General features: G+C 50.3%; 13 protein-coding genes. 7 read left to right on the top strand and 6 right to left on the bottom strand.

Translation table 11 applies throughout. The features are described 5' to 3' along the window. Window positions 1-216: 216 nt before the first annotated feature. On the top strand, window positions 217-1,953 hold the full coding sequence (locus tag ACOTSW_RS05325) for a proline--tRNA ligase (RefSeq protein WP_423681442.1): 1,737 nt from the start codon (window positions 217-219) through the stop codon (window positions 1,951-1,953). A 177-nt stretch (window positions 1,954-2,130) separates the two neighbouring features. After that, on the top strand, window positions 2,131-2,685 hold the full coding sequence (locus ACOTSW_RS05320; protein WP_423682261.1) for a lytic transglycosylase domain-containing protein: 555 nt from the start codon (window positions 2,131-2,133) through the stop codon (window positions 2,683-2,685). A gap of 143 nt (window positions 2,686-2,828) precedes the next feature. Here the strand turns inward: ACOTSW_RS05320 and ACOTSW_RS05315 are convergent, their stop codons facing one another. The 6 genes from ACOTSW_RS05315 to ACOTSW_RS05290 all read right to left on the bottom strand — a co-directional run bounded on the left by ACOTSW_RS05315 (window position 2,829) and on the right by ACOTSW_RS05290 (window position 9,254). Beyond that, the gene (locus tag ACOTSW_RS05315; RefSeq protein WP_423681440.1) at window positions 2,829-3,158 is read right to left on the bottom strand and encodes an SWIB/MDM2 domain-containing protein; all 330 of its coding nucleotides are present in this window, start codon (window positions 3,156-3,158) and stop codon (window positions 2,829-2,831) included. 245 nt (window positions 3,159-3,403) lie between these two features. Then, window positions 3,404-4,771 (bottom strand): signal recognition particle protein, encoded by a 1,368-nt coding sequence (gene ffh / locus ACOTSW_RS05310; RefSeq protein ID WP_423681438.1) that lies wholly within the window; start codon window positions 4,769-4,771, stop codon window positions 3,404-3,406. A gap of 120 nt (window positions 4,772-4,891) precedes the next feature. Next, complete coding sequence (locus ACOTSW_RS05305; RefSeq protein WP_423681436.1) at window positions 4,892-5,107, bottom strand: hypothetical protein; 216 nt, start codon at window positions 5,105-5,107, stop codon at window positions 4,892-4,894. A gap of 54 nt (window positions 5,108-5,161) precedes the next feature. After that, window positions 5,162-5,950 (bottom strand): type IV pili methyl-accepting chemotaxis transducer N-terminal domain-containing protein, encoded by a 789-nt coding sequence (locus tag ACOTSW_RS05300; protein WP_423681434.1) that lies wholly within the window; start codon window positions 5,948-5,950, stop codon window positions 5,162-5,164. 301 nt (window positions 5,951-6,251) lie between these two features. Beyond that, complete coding sequence (locus ACOTSW_RS05295; protein WP_423681432.1) at window positions 6,252-6,821, bottom strand: YIP1 family protein; 570 nt, start codon at window positions 6,819-6,821, stop codon at window positions 6,252-6,254. Between the two features lie 270 nt (window positions 6,822-7,091). Further along, complete coding sequence (locus tag ACOTSW_RS05290; protein WP_423681430.1) at window positions 7,092-9,254, bottom strand: S46 family peptidase; 2,163 nt, start codon at window positions 9,252-9,254, stop codon at window positions 7,092-7,094. 247 nt (window positions 9,255-9,501) lie between these two features. Between ACOTSW_RS05290 and ACOTSW_RS05285 the strand changes: the two genes are divergently transcribed. From ACOTSW_RS05285 to ACOTSW_RS05265, 5 genes are all read left to right on the top strand, one after another. Further along, the gene (locus tag ACOTSW_RS05285; RefSeq protein WP_423681428.1) at window positions 9,502-10,311 is read left to right on the top strand and encodes a cytochrome C assembly family protein; all 810 of its coding nucleotides are present in this window, start codon (window positions 9,502-9,504) and stop codon (window positions 10,309-10,311) included. Continuing rightward, window positions 10,308-10,571 carry a PP0621 family protein gene (locus tag ACOTSW_RS05280; RefSeq protein ID WP_423681427.1) on the top strand — a complete coding sequence of 88 codons (264 nt, stop codon included), beginning with the start codon at window positions 10,308-10,310 and terminating at the stop codon, window positions 10,569-10,571. The genes ACOTSW_RS05285 and ACOTSW_RS05280 overlap by 4 nt, the downstream gene beginning before the upstream one ends. 21 nt (window positions 10,572-10,592) lie before the next feature. Continuing rightward, entirely contained in the window at window positions 10,593-12,371 is a 1,779-nt protein-coding gene (locus ACOTSW_RS05275; RefSeq protein WP_423681425.1) for a sensor histidine kinase, read from the top strand. Beyond that, window positions 12,368-13,807 (top strand): sigma-54-dependent transcriptional regulator, encoded by a 1,440-nt coding sequence (locus ACOTSW_RS05270; RefSeq protein ID WP_423681423.1) that lies wholly within the window; start codon window positions 12,368-12,370, stop codon window positions 13,805-13,807. The genes ACOTSW_RS05275 and ACOTSW_RS05270 overlap by 4 nt, the downstream gene beginning before the upstream one ends. Window positions 13,808-14,335: 528 nt before the next feature. After that, a complete protein-coding gene (locus tag ACOTSW_RS05265) occupies window positions 14,336-17,248 on the top strand; it encodes a ribonucleoside-diphosphate reductase subunit alpha (RefSeq protein WP_423681421.1) in 2,913 nt (970 codons plus the stop codon). The last annotated feature ends 20 nt before the right edge of the window (window positions 17,249-17,268 follow it).

Genomic DNA, 17,268 nt, shown 5'->3' with positions numbered 1-17,268 from the left:
GTCTAACCTCAAAACTTTCTGTGGCTACACGGCTTGTCCCTGCAATTGAAAGCGTCGGTTACGTCAAAAAGCGAGCCCATTTCATTCCGGGCAGCAGCCAGTCTGGCGAACAAAACGCGGTTTCCTTCATCAAATATGCAAAGAGTGGGCGCATTAGCCAGCTAATCCTTTAAAATTGAGTTGATTATAACCTTCCATTTAAAAAGAATCACTGTCATGCGAGCTACCCGATTTTTTATTTCCACACTTAAAGAAGCCCCTGCCGATGCTGAGATCGTCAGCCATAAACTGATGATGCGTGCCGGCATGATTAAACGTCTGGGATCCGGCATTTACAACTACATGCCTATGGGCTTGCGTGTGATTCGTAAAGTCGAAAATATCGTCCGCGAAGAGATGAATCGCGCCGGTGCGATTGAAATGCTGATGCCGGTCGTGCAGCCTGCGGAACTCTGGCAGGAAACCGGTCGCTGGGACAAAATGGGCCCGGAACTGATGCGCGTCAAAGACCGTCACGGCCGCGATTACATCATTCAGCCTACGTCGGAAGAGGCGATTACCGATGTTGTGCGTTCTGATATCCGTTCGTACCGTCAGTTGCCTGTGAATTTTTATCACATTCAGACCAAATTCCGCGATGAGCGCCGTCCGCGTTTCGGTCTGATGCGTGGTCGTGAATTTACGATGAAAGATGCGTACTCTTTTGATCGCGACGTTGAAGGTCTGAAGAAATCGTATCAGATCATGTTTGACGCTTACACCCGGATTTTCCAGCGCTTTGGCCTGCAATTCCGCGCGGTCGCCGCAGATAACGGCGCGATTGGTGGCTCTGGCTCGCATGAGTTCCACGTGATTGCAGAAACCGGTGAAGACGCGCTGGTGTATTGCCCGACATCGGATTACGCGGCCAATATGGAAGCGGCCGAGGCGGTGGCATTGTCAGCAACCCGTCCTGCCGCGAGTGCAACGCTGACGAAAACAGCGACACCCGGCAAAGCCAAGTGCGAGGACGTTGCTGCATTCCTGAACATTCCTTTGCAAAGCACCGTTAAATCGATCGTGCTCGCGGTGGATGATGAAGAAAAAGGTGAAGCTGGCAAACAAATCTGGCTGCTGCTGCTGCGCGGTGATCACGAATTGAATGAAGTGAAGGCCAACAAAATACCCGGTCTGGCGAATTACCGTTTTGCTACCGAAGCGGAAATCGTCGAATGGTTCGGCACAATGCCAGGTTACCTCGGTCCTATCAATACTAAAAAGCCTGTCCACGTCGTCGCCGATCGCACGGTGGCCAATATGGCCGATTTTGTTTGCGGCGCGAATGAGGCCGATTTCCATTTCACCGGTGCGAACTGGGGACGTGATTTGCCAGAACCGCTGGTGATGGATATCCGTAACGTGGTCGATGGTGATCCTTCCCCCGATGGTAAAGGCGTGCTGGCGATCCAACGTGGGATTGAGGTCGGCCATGTATTCCAGCTTGGTACCCGCTATTCGCAAGATATGAAAGCGACCTTCCTCGACGAAAACGGCAAACCACAATTACTGCAGATGGGTTGCTACGGTATTGGCGTAACCCGTATTCTCGGCGCGGCGATAGAACAGAATTTCGACGAAAAAGGCATCATCTGGCCAACAGCGCTGGCTCCGTTTGAAGTGGTGATCTGCCCTATGGGTATGGATCGCAGCGAGGCGGTCAAAGCGGAAACCGAAAAGCTCTACACGGCGATGCTGGAGGCTGGTATCGATGTAATTCTGGATGATCGCGGTGAACGCCCGGGTGCGATGTTTGCTGACTGGGAGTTGATCGGTGTGCCGCATCGTGTGGTGATTGGTGACCGTGGTCTGAAAGAAGGCAAACTCGAATACGTCGGTCGCCGCGATACTGAAGCGACTAACGTTCCGGTTGCTGAGATGCTGGCTTTTGTGCAGAGCAAGCTGATTGCGGCTTAAAGCGTCTAAATATACTGGGGGGAGTATCTTAAAACTCCCTTTTGTTTATTCAGACGATAGGCATGAAATGACAGATACTCCCCCTAATTCTTCATTTTTAAGAAGTTGAAAGCGATTTTGCTGTTATCCCGATGGATCATTCTGCTGCTCAGTGTATGGGCAGCATTGTTGTACGCCATGCCTGCGCAAGCCGGTAATCAGAAAGAAGAAGCTCTGGCGGATTCGGTCCGGTTGGCTTTGTCGAAAGCGATTTCTGATCCGCGCCCGCCCAAACCGAGCTTTAATACAATAGAAGAGCGCATCAGCTATCTGCACTGGTTGGGCGAAATGTCGTCACGTCTCAAAAAGCGGATACCTGATTATCAGACGCGCATCGAGTTGCTGGAAACGATATGGTATGAATCCAAACGTGCCGGGCTGGACCCGGCGCTGGTCATGGGCCTGATGCAGGTAGAATCGGCATTCCGTAAATATGCGACCTCGGTGGTCGGCGCACGCGGTTATATGCAGGTGATGCCGTTCTGGGCGCGCAGCATCGGTGATGGTGACGCGACCAAGTTATTTCACATGCAGACCAATCTGCGCTATGGCTGCTCTATCCTGCGCTTGTATATGGATATGGAAAAGGGCGATTTGTACATGGCGCTGGGGCGTTATAACGGTAGCCGTGGTAAGCCGGAATACCCGAATGCCGTACTGGCAAACTGGAAGAACTGGGAATATAAAAAATAGTTCAGAGCGTTTCTGAGCTCTGCACTCAGGAAAGAGCTGCAGAAAACAAAAATGCCCGCGCGATGCGGGCATTTTTGTTTGGGATGGGACATTATCTTCCCATAAAGTTTCCCAACGCAACTGCGGTTGCTGTTCCTGATGAATCAGGACAGGTGACCGGAAATGAGTTTTGTCATTTCAAACATGGAGACTTGTGCTTTACCACCGAACACGGCTTTCAGCTTGTCATCTGCATTGATGTTGCGTTTGTTAGCAGCGTCTTGCAGGTTATGCTTCTTGATGTATTCCCATACTTTTTTCGTCACTTCAGTACGTGGAATCGGTGCGGCACCGATCACTGCTGCGAGTGTTGGGGAAATTGTCATTGGCTTCATGAACGCTGCGTTTGGCTTACGTTCTGCTGCAGGTTTTGCTGCTGCCTTTTTTGGTGCTGCAGCTGTTTTCGCTGCCGGTTTTTTTGCTGCTGTTGCCATAAATAGCCTCCTTCACAATTTTGTGGACGGAGCTTTGATCGTTTTGAAAAGCTCCTGCATTGCGTCACTTCACGCATCGCCCATAGTGGTGCGGTTTCCACGGTGATGCAAGTGTTTTTTGTGCGTTTTTTAAGAAAAAATGCAGGAAATGCCGCTTCGTTGGATTTCTAACCAAAAAAAAGCCGTATCAGCAGGTTTTTACCTCTGATACGGCCATTTTTACTCGAGTACTGAGTGCCTGAAAATCAGCGTTTTCCCGGCATCATGCTCTTCATTCCGCGCAGCATTTTCATCATGCCGCCACCGCGTAATTTTTTCATCATAGACTGCATTTGTTCGAATTGCGCGAGCATACGATTGACTTCTTGTATCTGCACACCGGCACCGGCGGCAATGCGGCGTTTGCGTGAGGCTTTAATCAGTTCCGGTTTCGCGCGTTCGAGTGGTGTCATGGAATTGATAATGCCTTCCATGCGGCGCACGGATTTTTCCGCCTGATCCATATTCGCACCGGCGGCAGCCTGTTGCATTTGTGCGGGCAATTTATCCATCAGTCCTGACAGCCCGCCCATATTCTTCATTTGCGAAATTTGCATTTTGAAGTCGTTCATGTCGAACTTGCCGCCGTCTTTGATTTTATGCGCGAGATTTTGTGCCGCGGCGACGTCCATGCCTTTTTGCGCTGATTCGACCAGCGCCAGAATGTCGCCCATACCGAGCACGCGGCTGGCCATACGGGTCGCATCAAAAGCTTCCAGACCATCCAGTTTTTCTGCGACGCCGACAAATTTAATCGGCTTACCCGTGACGTAACGAACCGACAAAGCCGCACCACCGCGCGAATCACCGTCGAGCTTGGTCAGCACGACACCCGTCAGAGGCAGAGCATCATTAAATGCCTTGGCAGTATTGACCGCATCCTGCCCCAGCATCGCGTCAACGACAAATAAGGTTTCGATAGGCTGAACGGCAGCGTGCACGGCAGCGATTTCCTGCATCATCGCTTCATCAATACCAAGACGACCGGCGGTATCGACGATCAGCACATCGTGGTAATGTTTTTTTGCGTAATCGAGAGCGGCTAAGGCGATATCGACTGGTTTCTGATCCGGTGTGGACGGGAAAAAATCCGCTCCGACTTGCGCGGTCACGGTTTGCAGCTGGCCGATCGCGGCCGGACGATAAACGTCGGCAGAAACCGTCAGCACTTTTTTCTTTTTCTGTTCCCGCAGATATTTGGCGAGCTTACCGACGGTCGTTGTTTTACCAGCACCCTGCAAACCCGCCATCAGAATAATCGCCGGTGGCTGGCAGGCGAAGCTGAGTTGCGAGGCTTCTTCGCCAAGATCAGCGCCCATTAATACAGCGAGTTCTTTCTGAACGATACCGACTAATGCCTGACCGGGAGTCAGTGAAGAGATTACTTCTTCGCCCATCGCTTTTTCTTTGACGCGGGCGATCAGTTCGCGGACTGCAGGCAAGGCAACGTCCGCTTCTAACAACGCCATGCGTACTTCGCGCAGCATATCGGCTGTGTTGGATTCGGTCAGTCTGGCTTCGCCGCGCATAGTCTTCACGACTTTGGCGAGGCGCTGGGTAAGGTTATCAAGCATAGCGAACGAGTAGAATTTCTTGGGTAAAAAGCAATTTGAAAGCGATTGCCCGGTGACGGTCAGTCGCCCGGAGCAAAACAATCCGCCATTTTACCCGATCACTGCATCCTCTCTGCGAATTCACAGAAATACCTGTGGCTCAAATGCAGACGTTGCATAAAATCCGCCTTCCTTGCCGGATACAGGCTGCATGCCGGAAAAAAGGAAGCGAACGAAGCCTTGATGTCCGTGCTGTTGCTGTGTGTGCGGCAGACGATCGTCGCGCTGACGGGGTGCAGTCTCGCCTTTCTGAGAATACGCTGCAAGACAAACTGAAAAAATATCAGCTGAATTCATAACGATCAGTCTGCACTGACGTTGTCATCCGCAAAAAACGTGTGCCCGACGTCGTTAACTAAGTTGCTGATACAGGCTGGTGATTTTATCCATCTGCTCCAGAATTCTGTCACTGCTGGTGGCCACGTTGGTGGCTGACTGATGCTGTGTTTTACTATCATCCGCTTGTTGCAGCGCATGATCGAAAAATAACCATTGTTGCTGCGCCAGTTCTAGCTCATCTCTGATTTTTGCGGTGTTGACAGGTGCGTTTTTCAGGGCACTCTGGGCAGCAATGAATTCTTTGCGTGCGTTGCTGAGCAGACTGCCGGTATCCGCCGGTGCAATATTCCATTGCCGGCCCAGATACAGCTTCGCCATCTTTTGCGACAACATCCTCTGCCGGCCAGCCAGATTCACCCATTTTCCACTACTGTTACCGGCGATTTTTTCCAGTTGCAGGGTGCTGTCATCTGCGAGCTGCATCAGTTTGTCACTCGAAACCAGAATACTTTTTCCATCGGCTTTGTTGGGGGCTTTCCCGACAAGCAGCTGTTTGTAATCGAGCCATATTTTTTCGGCTTCGCTCAGGCGCGATTTGATGTCGGGATTCGGCGCGAAGGTCCGTAACTCCACCAGCTGGAGATCAAATACGGATAAGGACTGATCCAGAATTTTTCTGGCGTGTTCGGTATCGATATCCATGCCTAACTGCAGATAGGCTTTCGCCAGCCGCTGTGCCAACATGCGCTGTCGCCCGGCTTTATTGATCGCGTCACTGAGATTGCTCACTTGTGCTGACGCCGGCAGTATCACCCAGCTGCTGAGGACCAGGCTGGTGAAGATAAAGGTTCTGCGTTTCATGATTTGCTCTCTGGAATGATCCTGAGCATGCTAAGAGTTGTGCGAACAGGCGTCTATTCGTCATTGGAACTAGGCGCGGCAAGGCAAATGCAGGATATGTGGGGACTTCCGGCCTGTTCAGATACTCCGGGGAGTATCTGAACAGGCCTTTTATTGATGCCGACAATAAGGCTTTTTGCGAAAAAAGAGGGGGGAGTATCTGGTAATGCGACGCCGGACATGTAGCCTGAGATGCAGCATGTCCGGCATCAGGGGACGGCGGCGACGAGCTAACGTATGTTAGCTCGCCTAGCGGCAGGTTTTACCACATCAGTGGTAACGCAACGAAACTGCAGAGCATGATCCAGACGATGCCACCAAAAGAGAAAATTTTGTAGCCCATGACCTGTGCATCAACGGTATCTTCTAATTTCAAAATCGCATACAGGCCGTGATACAGCACGCTGGCAGCCAATAGAAGCCCCATGACCACGCAGGCGATCACCAGCCACAGATCACCGGATAATAAACCAAGGCTGGACAACCACATCGGCACGGCGGTAATGCTGGCCAGCAGAAATCCATCCTGAAAGTCGATCGTCACCTGATGATCTTCCGCCAGCTTACGGATCAGCCAGCCCATCAGCGGTACGGTCAGTAATTCCATGGCAAAGAACACGACAGCTACATCCAGCCAGCGCAGATAAGGTGCATTAACCCAGTACAGGGCAGCATGATGACTGCCTGCGTACAGCAGTGCCAGCGGAGGGATCAGTGAACATGGCAGTACCAGCAACAAAAAACTGCTGACAACAGAAGGGTGAATTTTCTTTACCGTATCCCAGCCGCCATGAAATGAAAATGGCATTTTTCCCAGATTCAGCAGATTCATAATGTCTCGTCCTTATCTTTATTGTGCTTTGATGGATGTCGGTGTCAGTCTGGCTGCTCACCAATCAGTTAACTCGTGCAGCGGGCGTTCGCTAAGGGGAAGCTTGTTGCACAGAATTGATATCAATGTATGAAATAAGCAGAGAAAGTCAAGGAAACGACAGGCGATGCTGCATGAAGGACCGGTCTTCGCGGGTCATCGCCGGTAATCCTGCATAACAATAAAAAAAGCCACGCGATCAGCGTGGCTTTTGATAAGAAGCAAGGCGAATTATTCTGCGCCCATTTCCTTAATCAGTTTGTCGGCTTTATCGACATGCTTCATTTGCCACAGCATGTAGCGCAGATCGACCTGGATAGAACGGGTATTAGCTTTGTTGTAATCCCAGTCAGAGATGATGGAGTCGAGTGTACCGTCAAAGGCCAAACCGATGAATTCACCTTTCGCATTCAGCGCAGCAGAACCGGAGTTACCGCCAGTGATATCGAGCGTTGCCAGATACGCGAGCGGTACTGCTTTAAGCTTAGGATCAACATATTTTCCAAAGTCTTTGGCTTTGATTGCCGCCAGTTGTGCCGCAGGGGCATTGAACTCGCCTTTGCCTGTGGCTTTTGGCGGGATGCCGTTGACGGTCGTGAATGCAGACCATGCCAGACCATCGGCTGTGCCGTGATCGCGTCCAGCCACTTTACCGAACGTGACACGCAATGTGCTGTTCGCATCAGGATAAACCGCTTGTCCTTTGCTCTTCATAAAGGCAATTTTTGCTTTCATGTAGTTGGCATAGGCTTGCTGGATTTTACCTGCCAGTTCTTCGTCTTCCGCTTCGCGTTTCAGACCGCCTTCATACATTGCTACCGCTGCTTTGATGAAGCTGTCGTTGCTGGCTTTGAAGTCTTCAGGCTTGGCGCTCAGCCATGCTGCACGTGTCGCTTTATCGCCCAGTTTGCTGCCGGCATACAAGTTATCCAGCAAGGCTTTCAGGTCAGCTTCGCTCATGCCGTCTTTGATGCCAATCGCCGCATCGAAGTTGGCGCTGCGCTGATCTTTTGGCAGTGCAGCATATTGGCTCAGACTGTTCAGTACCAGCGCTTTATCGACCTTCTCGACATAGTTGCGCTCAACTGCTTCCACACCTGCTTTAAAGCGTGGCAGGTCGCGGACCTGATAGCCGGCTTTACGCTCAGCATCCGGTTTCGTCGTTTCATTTGCCAGGCGATACAGACTGCGGGCAGTGCTCAGCAGACGCGGATATGAACGCTCGAGGAAAAACTCACGTTTGCCTTGCGCGTCGCGCTGAGCGATCAGTTTTTCAACATTCGCAATATCGCTGGAAAATTCTTTTGCGCGGGCGGGATTGCTGTTGACCCATGCCTTCAGCTCTTCATGTTCTTTGGTTTTGCGCGCAAGGAAATCGCTGCCAGCATAACTGTCGAGCATGCCCTGACGGTTTTTGTAGTAGTTGTTGATACCGGCAACCTGGCTCGCATATTTCAGTTTAGCGTCAGGATCATCGGCAGTTTCTTTAGCGATGATCGCGAGGGACTCACCGGAAGCTTTGACGAATGCAGGGTAGCTCCAGTCGAATGTATACGCGACTTCAGATGGCAGACGGTGACGGTTGGTGCGGCCAGGGTAGCCCAGTACCATGACGAAATCGCCTTCAGACAAGCCGTCTTTTGCCAGTTTCAGATAATGTTTAGGAACGTAAGGAACGTTATCCTTGCTGTAGTCAGCGGCTTTACCATCCTTGCTGACATATGCGCGGTAGAAGCCGTAGTCGCCGGTGTGGCGTGGCCACATCCAGTTATCGGTGTCGCCACCGAATTTGCCCACGCCTTCGGCAGGTGCGTGTACCAGACGGACGTCGCGGATTTCCATCTGTTTGATCATGTAAAACTCAAGACCGCCATAGTAAGGATAGACGTTGCAACGATGACCGGCATCTTTCTCACATTCGGCTACCAGCGCTTTGGAGTTTTTTTCTATCGCGTCAACGCGCTTTTTGCCTTCCAGTTTCGCAACATCTTTGCTGATGATTTTGTCAGAAACGTTGGTCACTTCTTTGGTGACAAAAATACGTGAACCTGGTGCTGCCGGCAATTCTTCTTCCAGCGTATTGGCAAGGAAGCCGTTTGCGAGAAGATTCCGTTCAGGTTTGGAGTTGTAAGCCACGCTGCCGTAGACGCAATGATGGTTGGTCGCCACCAGACCTTGCGGCGAAACGAAAGAAGCTGAACAACCACCAAGGCTGACGATGGCGCCCATAGGGAATTCTGTCAGTTTGGTTAAGCTTGCCGGATCCAGTTTTAAACCGGCGGCTTTCAGCTCTTTGGCTACTTGTGGCAACTGCTGTGGCATCCACATGCCTTCGTCAGCATAGGCGACTGAGGCGGTGCTCAGAACAGCCAGCGTAATGAGTGTTTTTTTCATGGTTTTATTATCGAAAGGTAAGAAAACGAAGTGAGTCTATCCCTTGGCTCAGTATAGAAATACTGGACGCAGAGAGTTTAGTTGCAAAAAAATCTGAAAAGTTCAAAAAAAGCGCATTCTTGTCATTAATTCTGATGTACTCAAGAGTTGCGGGATTTTTCAGCCCTGTCAGTTTCCTTGGATCTCAATTGCAACCGTGGTGACAGCGAACGTCAATTTTTAGGGCGACATGGTGTAAACTTAGCCGATGCATATTTATTTATCTTTTCTGGTGGTCGCTCTCTATCTGGCCGCTGCGTTCATTCCCTTCCGGCAACGCATTCTGGGTGCGGGGATCAGCGTCCTTGCCTGGTTGCTGCATGCCGTCTCATTATGGCTGGCCGTGTTCGCGGATGATGCTTTGCGTATCGGTTTTGCGACGATGTTATCAGCGGCGCTCTGGGTGACTGTTTCTGTGTACCTGATAGAAAATCGTAATTTTTCACTCGATGGCTTGAAATTTTTATTATTTCCGCCTGCTGCAGGATTTTCTGTCTTACCCGCCTTCTTCCCCGGGGCGATGATTGCATTGGCAGGCAAAACGGCCATGTTCCCGTGGCATGTCAGCATTGCCTTACTGGCCTACAGCACAATGACGATTGCGGCGTTTCATGCCGCGATCATGAGCCTGCAGGATCAGCATTTACATAAATTGCGTTCGCAGGCTTTGCGGCCATGGCTGAGTGCGGCAATTGATAAGCTGCCGGCCTTGCTGACGATGGAAAAGGTGTTGTTCCGGTTGATTTCCGTGGGATTTGTATTGCTGAGTCTGACCGTATTGTCCGGCATTGTATTTTCTGAGCAAGTGCTTGGTGTGGCATTCAAATGGGATCATAAAACCATCCTTTCTCTGTTGTCATGGTTGCTGTTTGCCATCTTGCTGGTGGGGCGCCGGTGGCGCGGCTGGCGTGGAAAAACGGTGTTGAATTTCACTTTGTCCGGTTTCCTGACTTTGCTGCTGGCATATGTCGGCAGTCGTTTCGTGCTGGAAGTGGTGTTGCACAGGAGTCTGGTATGAAATTGCTGATGTGGCTGGTGTTGGCAGTGTTGGTGATTCTGGCAATCCGTAAAAAAGCCAGACCTTTGATGCAGGACAGCATACGCAGCCGGGATGCGGAGACGACATCCGGCGCTGCATTCGACCGGTCGGCAACATCAGCGCAGGCAACAGAAACCATGGTTTGCTGTGCGCATTGCCAGATTTATTTACCTGCCTCTGAAGCCGTGATCCGAGGACAGCAAATTTATTGTTCATCAGCGCACGCTGATTTACATTAAATCAGAAAATCTGCTGAATTCATGACAGCGACTTTTTCTGTTTTTCCTGAACCGACCCCTTCCTTCTGGCGGTCTCTGCAAACCCTGAATATTTCCAGGGTGATTATTGCCATTAGTCTTTTGTTGTTGCTCAATTTACGCAGCACTAAAGATATCTGGGTATTTTCCCATGTGTTTGCCGTTGATATATGTATCGCCTATCTGCTTTCCAGCATAGGTTTTACGATACTCAAGGTTGTGCATACGCGGCATTTCATCCTGCAACTGCTGTCGCAGATTACGCTGGACATCATCATCATTTCTTTGCTTTATCTCGGTTCCGGTGGTGGTCGCGGTGGTTTCAATATCTTGTTTTTGTTTCCTCTTGCAGGCGTTTCAATTCTGGCGCCTTTATTGTGGGCATTCTTTTTTTGCTCAATCGTCAGCTTGTTACTGTTGACGGAGGGGGTCTACCGTTCACTCGAGTTCAGTGACGGCAGCCAGGTTTCTCAGGCGGGTTTGTTCGGGGCCTCTTATTTTGCTGTTGTGTATGTGGTGAATCGCCTGGCGAGTAATCTTATCCGCCAGGAACAACTGGCCGCATTGAGAGGCAATGAGTTGATCATGCAGCAGGCGATTAATCGCCTGGTAATCGCCGATATGGATGACGGTATTCTGGTACTGGATCATTCCGGGCGTATGTTTGAAATGAATCCGGCCGCTGAACGTATGCTCGGAGGAAATCTGCGCAAGGACATGACAGGAGTCCGACTGGCCGACGTTATCGCTTTGCGCCCTTTGGTGGAAACACTCGCGGATATTCAGAGCAGAAACGCCGGTAAGACACACAGAGAGCTGGAAGATGAAATTTCGTTTGTTTCTATTCCGTGTCACCTCGATGAAAGCAAAGTGGGTACGTCTGGCACAGCAGTGCCGCGCGCAGGTTTTGAGCACAGTAGTTTTGGCGTCAGATCGGAACGGCCTCATTTTGTCACGCATCTGAAATTGCGGATGATTATCGTCAAAGAAGCAAATGAAACGGGGTTACAAGCGTCAGCGAATGATTACACCGTGATTTTTATGCAGGATGTATCGGATATTGAAAATCACGCACAACAATTGAAACTGGCGTCGATGGGACGTCTGACCGCCAGCATTGCGCATGAAGTCAGAAATCCCTTGTCATCGATTTCGTATGCGGCTTCTTTACTGAATGAGGATATTGCTCACATAGAAGATAATAAAGAGCAGGCTAAACGGCTGCTGAAAATTGTGGATGATAACGTAGGTCGCTTAAATCAGTTGATCGAGGATATTCTGAAGCTCTCACGTAAAGCACGCAATGATGTCGAACCGTACTTTCTGATGCCGCTGGTGAGTCGCTGCGTGCAGGATTTCATTGAAATAAAAAAAGTAGCTCCAGATCTGATTACCGTAGATCAGGCTGTTGATTTTAAAGTCAGTTTTGATCCTGGTCATCTGACAGAAATTATTTCTAACTTATTATCGAATGCGGTCCGGTACGCCAGTGGTATTCCCGGCAGTATTCGTCTTTACGCGATGATGAATCCTGGTGGTCGTCAGGAATTACATATTCAGGATGATGGCCCCGCAATCAGTTTTGAAGTCCGCGCACATTTATTTGAACCGTTTTACACGACTTCCCGTATGGGAACCGGGCTGGGATTGTATATGGCGCGTGAGCTCTGCCTGAATAACAAAGCCTTGCTCGATTATGAATATCGTGTCGATCACAGTGCTGCTGAAGACAGCGAGCCCAGCGGCCGTTTCGTGATTAATTTCTCTGGATTAAACACATGAGCAACATTACCGGCACCACTTGTCCACGCATTCTGGTTGTTGATGATGAAGCGCATTTGCGGGAATTGTTAGAGATTACCCTGATTAAAATGGGGCTGGATGTTGATAGCGCTGAAAATCTGCATATCGCCAGAAGTCTGCTGCAAAAAAACAGTTACTCGCTGGTGCTGACGGATATGCGTTTACCTGACGGTTCGGGTATGGAACTGGTTGAAGAAGTCAATCTTCATTATAAAAACACCCCGATTGCCGTCATCACTGCTTTCGGCAGTACCGATAATGCGGTGATAGCCTTGAAGGCGGGAGCATTTGATTATGTCTCCAAGCCTGTGGCGCTGGATCATTTACGCAAGCTGGTGCGCTCGGCGCTGGAGGTGAATCTGAGCAATGCGGAACCAGAGGTGATGTCGCATGTATCAGAGCAGGGGCCGGTCTCTTTTCTGATTGGCTCTTCATCCGGTATGCAGGAGGTGCGTGCGCAAATTGCCCGTCTGGCACGTAGCATGGCACCGGTTATCATTACCGGAGAATCCGGCAGCGGTAAAGAGCTGGCAGCGCGTGAGATCCACATATCGAGTTCACGAGCCGGTAAGCCATTCATCGCAGTCAATTGCGGTGCGATTCCCGAAACGCTGATGGAAGCGGAATTTTTTGGCTACCGCAAGGGGGCTTTTACCGGCGCGGCCGATGATCGTGAAGGATTTTTTCAGGCGGCGAATGGCGGCACGCTGATGCTTGACGAAGTCGCCGATTTACCGCTGGCGATGCAGGTGAAGTTGTTGAGGGCAATACAGGAGCGCCGTATCCGTAAAGTCGGCGCGACGCTGGAGGAGTCCGTGGACGTCAGAATTATCAGCGCAACTCATCAGAATCTGAGTAACTGCGTTAATGAAGGACGATTCCGGCAGGATTTGTATTACCGCTTAAACGTCATTGAGCTGCACTTGCCGCCGTTGCGTGAGCGGCTTGAAGACATTGCTGATTTATCTCTGGCGATATTGGGTAAGCTCGCTGGTGGTCAGGTCACGTTATCGCCGGCCGCATTGCAAGCCTTGTGTACGTATGACTTCCCCGGCAATGTCCGCGAACTGGAAAACATTCTGGAGCGTGCTCTTGCTTTTGCCAATGATGGCTGTATTCAGGTGGCCGACCTCGCTTTACGTCATCATAAAAAATCAGTAACTGAACCGGTTACTGGTGAGACTGGCCATTCTGAACGCGTGATTAGCGACATCGTTCCTGCGCAAGACGACAACGTTTTTTTACCGCCGTTACTTCCTTGTTCTTTGCCAGAATATCTGGAAAGAATTGAACGTGAAATGATAATAAGGGCGCTGGAGCAGACCAGGCACAACCGGACGCAGGCTGCCGAGTTGCTCGGCGTCAGCTTCAGGCAGCTACGTTACCAGATACAGAAACTGAAAATCCAGGATTAATTTTCCGCATACTGATTCTGCGCTGGATTGTTGTTTCGTGGGGGAAGTCGCGCATGCGTTTCCCCCGGATTTTGCTTCTGCCTTTTAATCGGATCCTGCTTCTTTTGTCTGATCCTGCCGATGAAAAACAGACAAATAAATATCCTGTTCTCAGTGTGGCTATTTTCCGTTAGTACTCACTTACCCAGTTTGCTGCAGTTTTCTGATCATCTGCGAAAGTCAATCGCCTGCACAAAAAAATTTACTGAAAAATGAACAGATAAAGCGGTTGCGCACCTTAGCATCGGGCACTAGAATTAGGGCTATAAATTATTTGTGCACTATATATAGTAGTTTTTCTTGTTTTGCCTTTCTTGCTTCACCTTCCCCGATTTAGCAGCAATTGATTTGAAAATGAAGAAATAACACGGCCTTTTTCCGTGTAAAAGCTAGTTTGTAATAAGGCGCAACATTCAGTTAACCCGAGCGTGGTCATGATCTGACTGAGATCATGAAGCGACTCACGATATCACCGACTCTGGAGGTTCAATGCACTCTTCAATGGAAACATCAACGCCATCTCATTCCGACCTAAGCTCTGTAGGCGCTAACGCCGTTCAGACAGGAGCCAGCACCGGATACAGCGAGCACAGGGTCATTCGCCGGAATGGTGCAGTAGTTGGTTTTGAGCCGCAAAAAATTGCGATTGCGATGACAAAGGCTTTTCTTGCCGTCAACGGTGGTCAGGGGGCCGCATCTGCCCGTATCCGTGAACTCGTTGAACAACTGACGGCGACTGTTGTTGCGGCATTACTGCGCAGACAGCCAACCGGTGGCACGTTTCACATTGAAGATATTCAGGATCAGGTTGAGCTGGCACTGATGCGCTCCGGTGAGCATGATGTTGCCCGTGCCTATGTGCTGTATCGCGCGAAGCATCAGGAAGAGCGCCGCCTGCAGCGTGAAGCACAGCAAGCTTCTCAGGCAAAACTGCCGAAAATTCATGTGGTCATTGATGGCGAAAAAGTGATCCTTGATATTGAAAAAGTCCGCACCCTGATTACTGCTGCCTGTGTCGGTCTGGACAAACTGGTGGATGCTGAAGCAATTCTGACCGAAACACTGAAGAACCTGTACGACGGTGTGCCTGTCGAGGAATTACATAAATCAGCAATTCTGGCAGCGCGGGCGTTGATGGAAAAAGAACCTGCTTACAGTCAGGTAACTTCCCGTTTGTTGTTGCATACAGTACGTAAAGAAGTATTCGGTAAGGAGGTCGCTCAGCAGGATGCGGCAGCTGAATATATTACTTATTTTCCGCAATTTATCCAGAAAGGTATCGCGGCGGAATTGCTGGATACCAAATTAGGGGAATTTGATCTGGAGCGCCTGGCTAAAGCCTTGGTTGCTGAACGTGATTTGCAATTCAGTTATATCGGTTTGCAAACTTTGTATGACCGCTATTTCCTGCACGTCCGGGGCACCCGTATCGAAATGCCGCAGGCTTTCTACATGCGTGTGGCAATGGGGCTGGCGCTGCAAGAAAAAGACCGTAACGCCCGTGCGATCGAGTTCTACCATCTGTTGTCGAGTTTTGATTTCATGAGTTCGACACCGACGCTGTTTAATTCAGGCACACAGCGTTCGCAGTTATCGTCGTGCTATCTGACGACTGTTTCTGATGATCTGGCCGGTATTTATGATGCACTCAAAGAAAACGCCTTGCTGGCGAAATATGCAGGTGGTCTTGGGAATGACTGGACTCCGGTACGTTCGCTCGGCGCGCATATCAAAGGCACGAATGGCAAATCTCAGGGCGTGGTGCCGTTCCTGAAAGTGGTTAACGATACTGCGGTTGCGGTCAATCAGGGTGGTAAGCGTAAAGGTGCTGTCTGTGCTTACCTCGAAACCTGGCATATGGATATTGAGGAGTTCCTCGATCTGCGTAAGAACACTGGTGATGATCGTCGTCGCACGCATGACATGAATACAGCCAACTGGATTCCGGATCTGTTCATGAAGCGCGTGATGGAAAAAGGCGAATGGACCCTGTTCTCACCATCGGACGTACCGGATCTGCACGATAAATTTGGTAAAGCATTTGAAAGCGCTTATCTTGCTTACGAAGCGAAAGCTGCTTCCGGAGAGATTGAATTATCTAAAAAAGTGCCTGCGCTCGACTTATGGCGCAAGATGCTGTCCATGCTGTTTGAAACAGGTCACCCGTGGATCACATTCAAAGATCCTTGCAATATCCGTAGCCCGCAGCAACATGTGGGTGTAGTGCACTCATCGAATCTGTGTACTGAGATCACACTTAATACCAATGAGAGTGAGATCGCCGTATGTAATCTGGGTTCCGTCAATCTGCCAGCACATATGAAGAACGGCAAACTGGATCACGTCAAACTGCAAAAGACTATCCGTACTGCGATGCGTATGCTGGATAACGTGATTGATATTAACTACTACGCTGTACAGAAAGCGCGCGACTCTAATCTGCGTCACCGTCCGGTCGGCATGGGTATTATGGGCTTCCAGGATTGCCTGCACATGATGCGTGTTCCTTATGCATCGAATGAAGCGGTGCAGTTTGCCGATACCTCTATGGAAGCCGTTTGCTATTACGCTTACTTGGCGTCGACAGAACTGGCGGAGGAGCGCGGTGCCTATAGTTCATACAAAGGCTCGCTGTGGGATCGTGGCATTCTGCCTCAGGACTCATTGAAGCTGCTGGCAGAAGAGCGTGGCGGTTATCTGGAAGCAGATTTTAGCGAAACCATGGATTGGACCATCGTTCGCAACCGCATTAAGCAATTCGGTATGCGCAATTCCAACTGCGTCGCGATCGCGCCGACGGCAACAATTTCTAACATCATCGGTGTCTCAGCGTGTATTGAGCCGACCTATCAGAATCTGTATGTGAAGTCGAATTTGTCCGGTGAGTTCACAGAGATTAATGAGCATCTGGTGCGCGACCTGAAATTGCGCGGCTTGTGGGATGAGGTGATGATCGCCGACCTCAAATATTTCGATGGTAGTCTGGCTCGCATTGATCGCATTCCTCAGGATTTGCGTGAATTGTATGCGACTGCATTTGAGATCAGCCCATCATGGTTGGTTGAGGCTGCTGCGCGTCGTCAGAAATGGATAGATCAGGCGCAATCCCTGAATATCTACATGGCAGGCGCATCCGGTAAAAAACTCGATGAGACCTACAAGCTGGCCTGGTTGCGTGGTCTGAAAACGACTTATTACCTGCGTACGATAGGTGCGACGCATACAGAAAAATCGACATCGAAAACCGGTGCGTTGAATGCGGTTGCGGTGGATGGCGGTGCGGGTGCGTTCAGCGCAGCACCGGTTGCGGCAGTGCCGGCAGTCGCTCCTGAAGCAGACGGTGCAGCTTGCTACCTTCGTCCAGGTGACCCCGGTTTTGAAGAGTGCGAAGCTTGTCAGTAATGATGTCGGCGTTCCGATGG

Origin of the sequence: Undibacterium sp. WLHG33 (assembly GCF_049544815.1) — a bacterium.
GTDB lineage: Bacteria > Pseudomonadota > Gammaproteobacteria > Burkholderiales > Burkholderiaceae_D > Undibacterium.
The sequence above is the reverse complement of the archived record's forward strand: the minus strand, read 5'-3'. Positions and strand labels throughout refer to the sequence as shown.

What these genes read in the sequence shown, in the direction of transcription:
- ACOTSW_RS05325 (WP_423681442.1), top strand. Translation starts at nt 217, where the DNA reads ATGCGAGCTACCCGATTTTTTATTTCCACACTTAAAGAAGCCCCTGCC.
- ACOTSW_RS05320 (WP_423682261.1), top strand. Translation starts at nt 2,131, where the DNA reads ATGCCTGCGCAAGCCGGTAATCAGAAAGAAGAAGCTCTGGCGGATTCG.
- ACOTSW_RS05315 (WP_423681440.1), bottom strand. Translation starts at nt 3,158, where the DNA reads ATGGCAACAGCAGCAAAAAAACCGGCAGCGAAAACAGCTGCAGCACCA.
- ffh (WP_423681438.1), bottom strand. Translation starts at nt 4,771, where the DNA reads ATGCTTGATAACCTTACCCAGCGCCTCGCCAAAGTCGTGAAGACTATG.
- ACOTSW_RS05305 (WP_423681436.1), bottom strand. Translation starts at nt 5,107, where the DNA reads ATGAATTCAGCTGATATTTTTTCAGTTTGTCTTGCAGCGTATTCTCAG.
- ACOTSW_RS05300 (WP_423681434.1), bottom strand. Translation starts at nt 5,950, where the DNA reads ATGAAACGCAGAACCTTTATCTTCACCAGCCTGGTCCTCAGCAGCTGG.
- ACOTSW_RS05295 (WP_423681432.1), bottom strand. Translation starts at nt 6,821, where the DNA reads ATGAATCTGCTGAATCTGGGAAAAATGCCATTTTCATTTCATGGCGGC.
- ACOTSW_RS05290 (WP_423681430.1), bottom strand. Translation starts at nt 9,254, where the DNA reads ATGAAAAAAACACTCATTACGCTGGCTGTTCTGAGCACCGCCTCAGTC.
- ACOTSW_RS05285 (WP_423681428.1), top strand. Translation starts at nt 9,502, where the DNA reads ATGCATATTTATTTATCTTTTCTGGTGGTCGCTCTCTATCTGGCCGCT.
- ACOTSW_RS05280 (WP_423681427.1), top strand. Translation starts at nt 10,308, where the DNA reads ATGAAATTGCTGATGTGGCTGGTGTTGGCAGTGTTGGTGATTCTGGCA.
- ACOTSW_RS05275 (WP_423681425.1), top strand. Translation starts at nt 10,593, where the DNA reads ATGACAGCGACTTTTTCTGTTTTTCCTGAACCGACCCCTTCCTTCTGG.
- ACOTSW_RS05270 (WP_423681423.1), top strand. Translation starts at nt 12,368, where the DNA reads ATGAGCAACATTACCGGCACCACTTGTCCACGCATTCTGGTTGTTGAT.
- ACOTSW_RS05265 (WP_423681421.1), top strand. Translation starts at nt 14,336, where the DNA reads ATGCACTCTTCAATGGAAACATCAACGCCATCTCATTCCGACCTAAGC.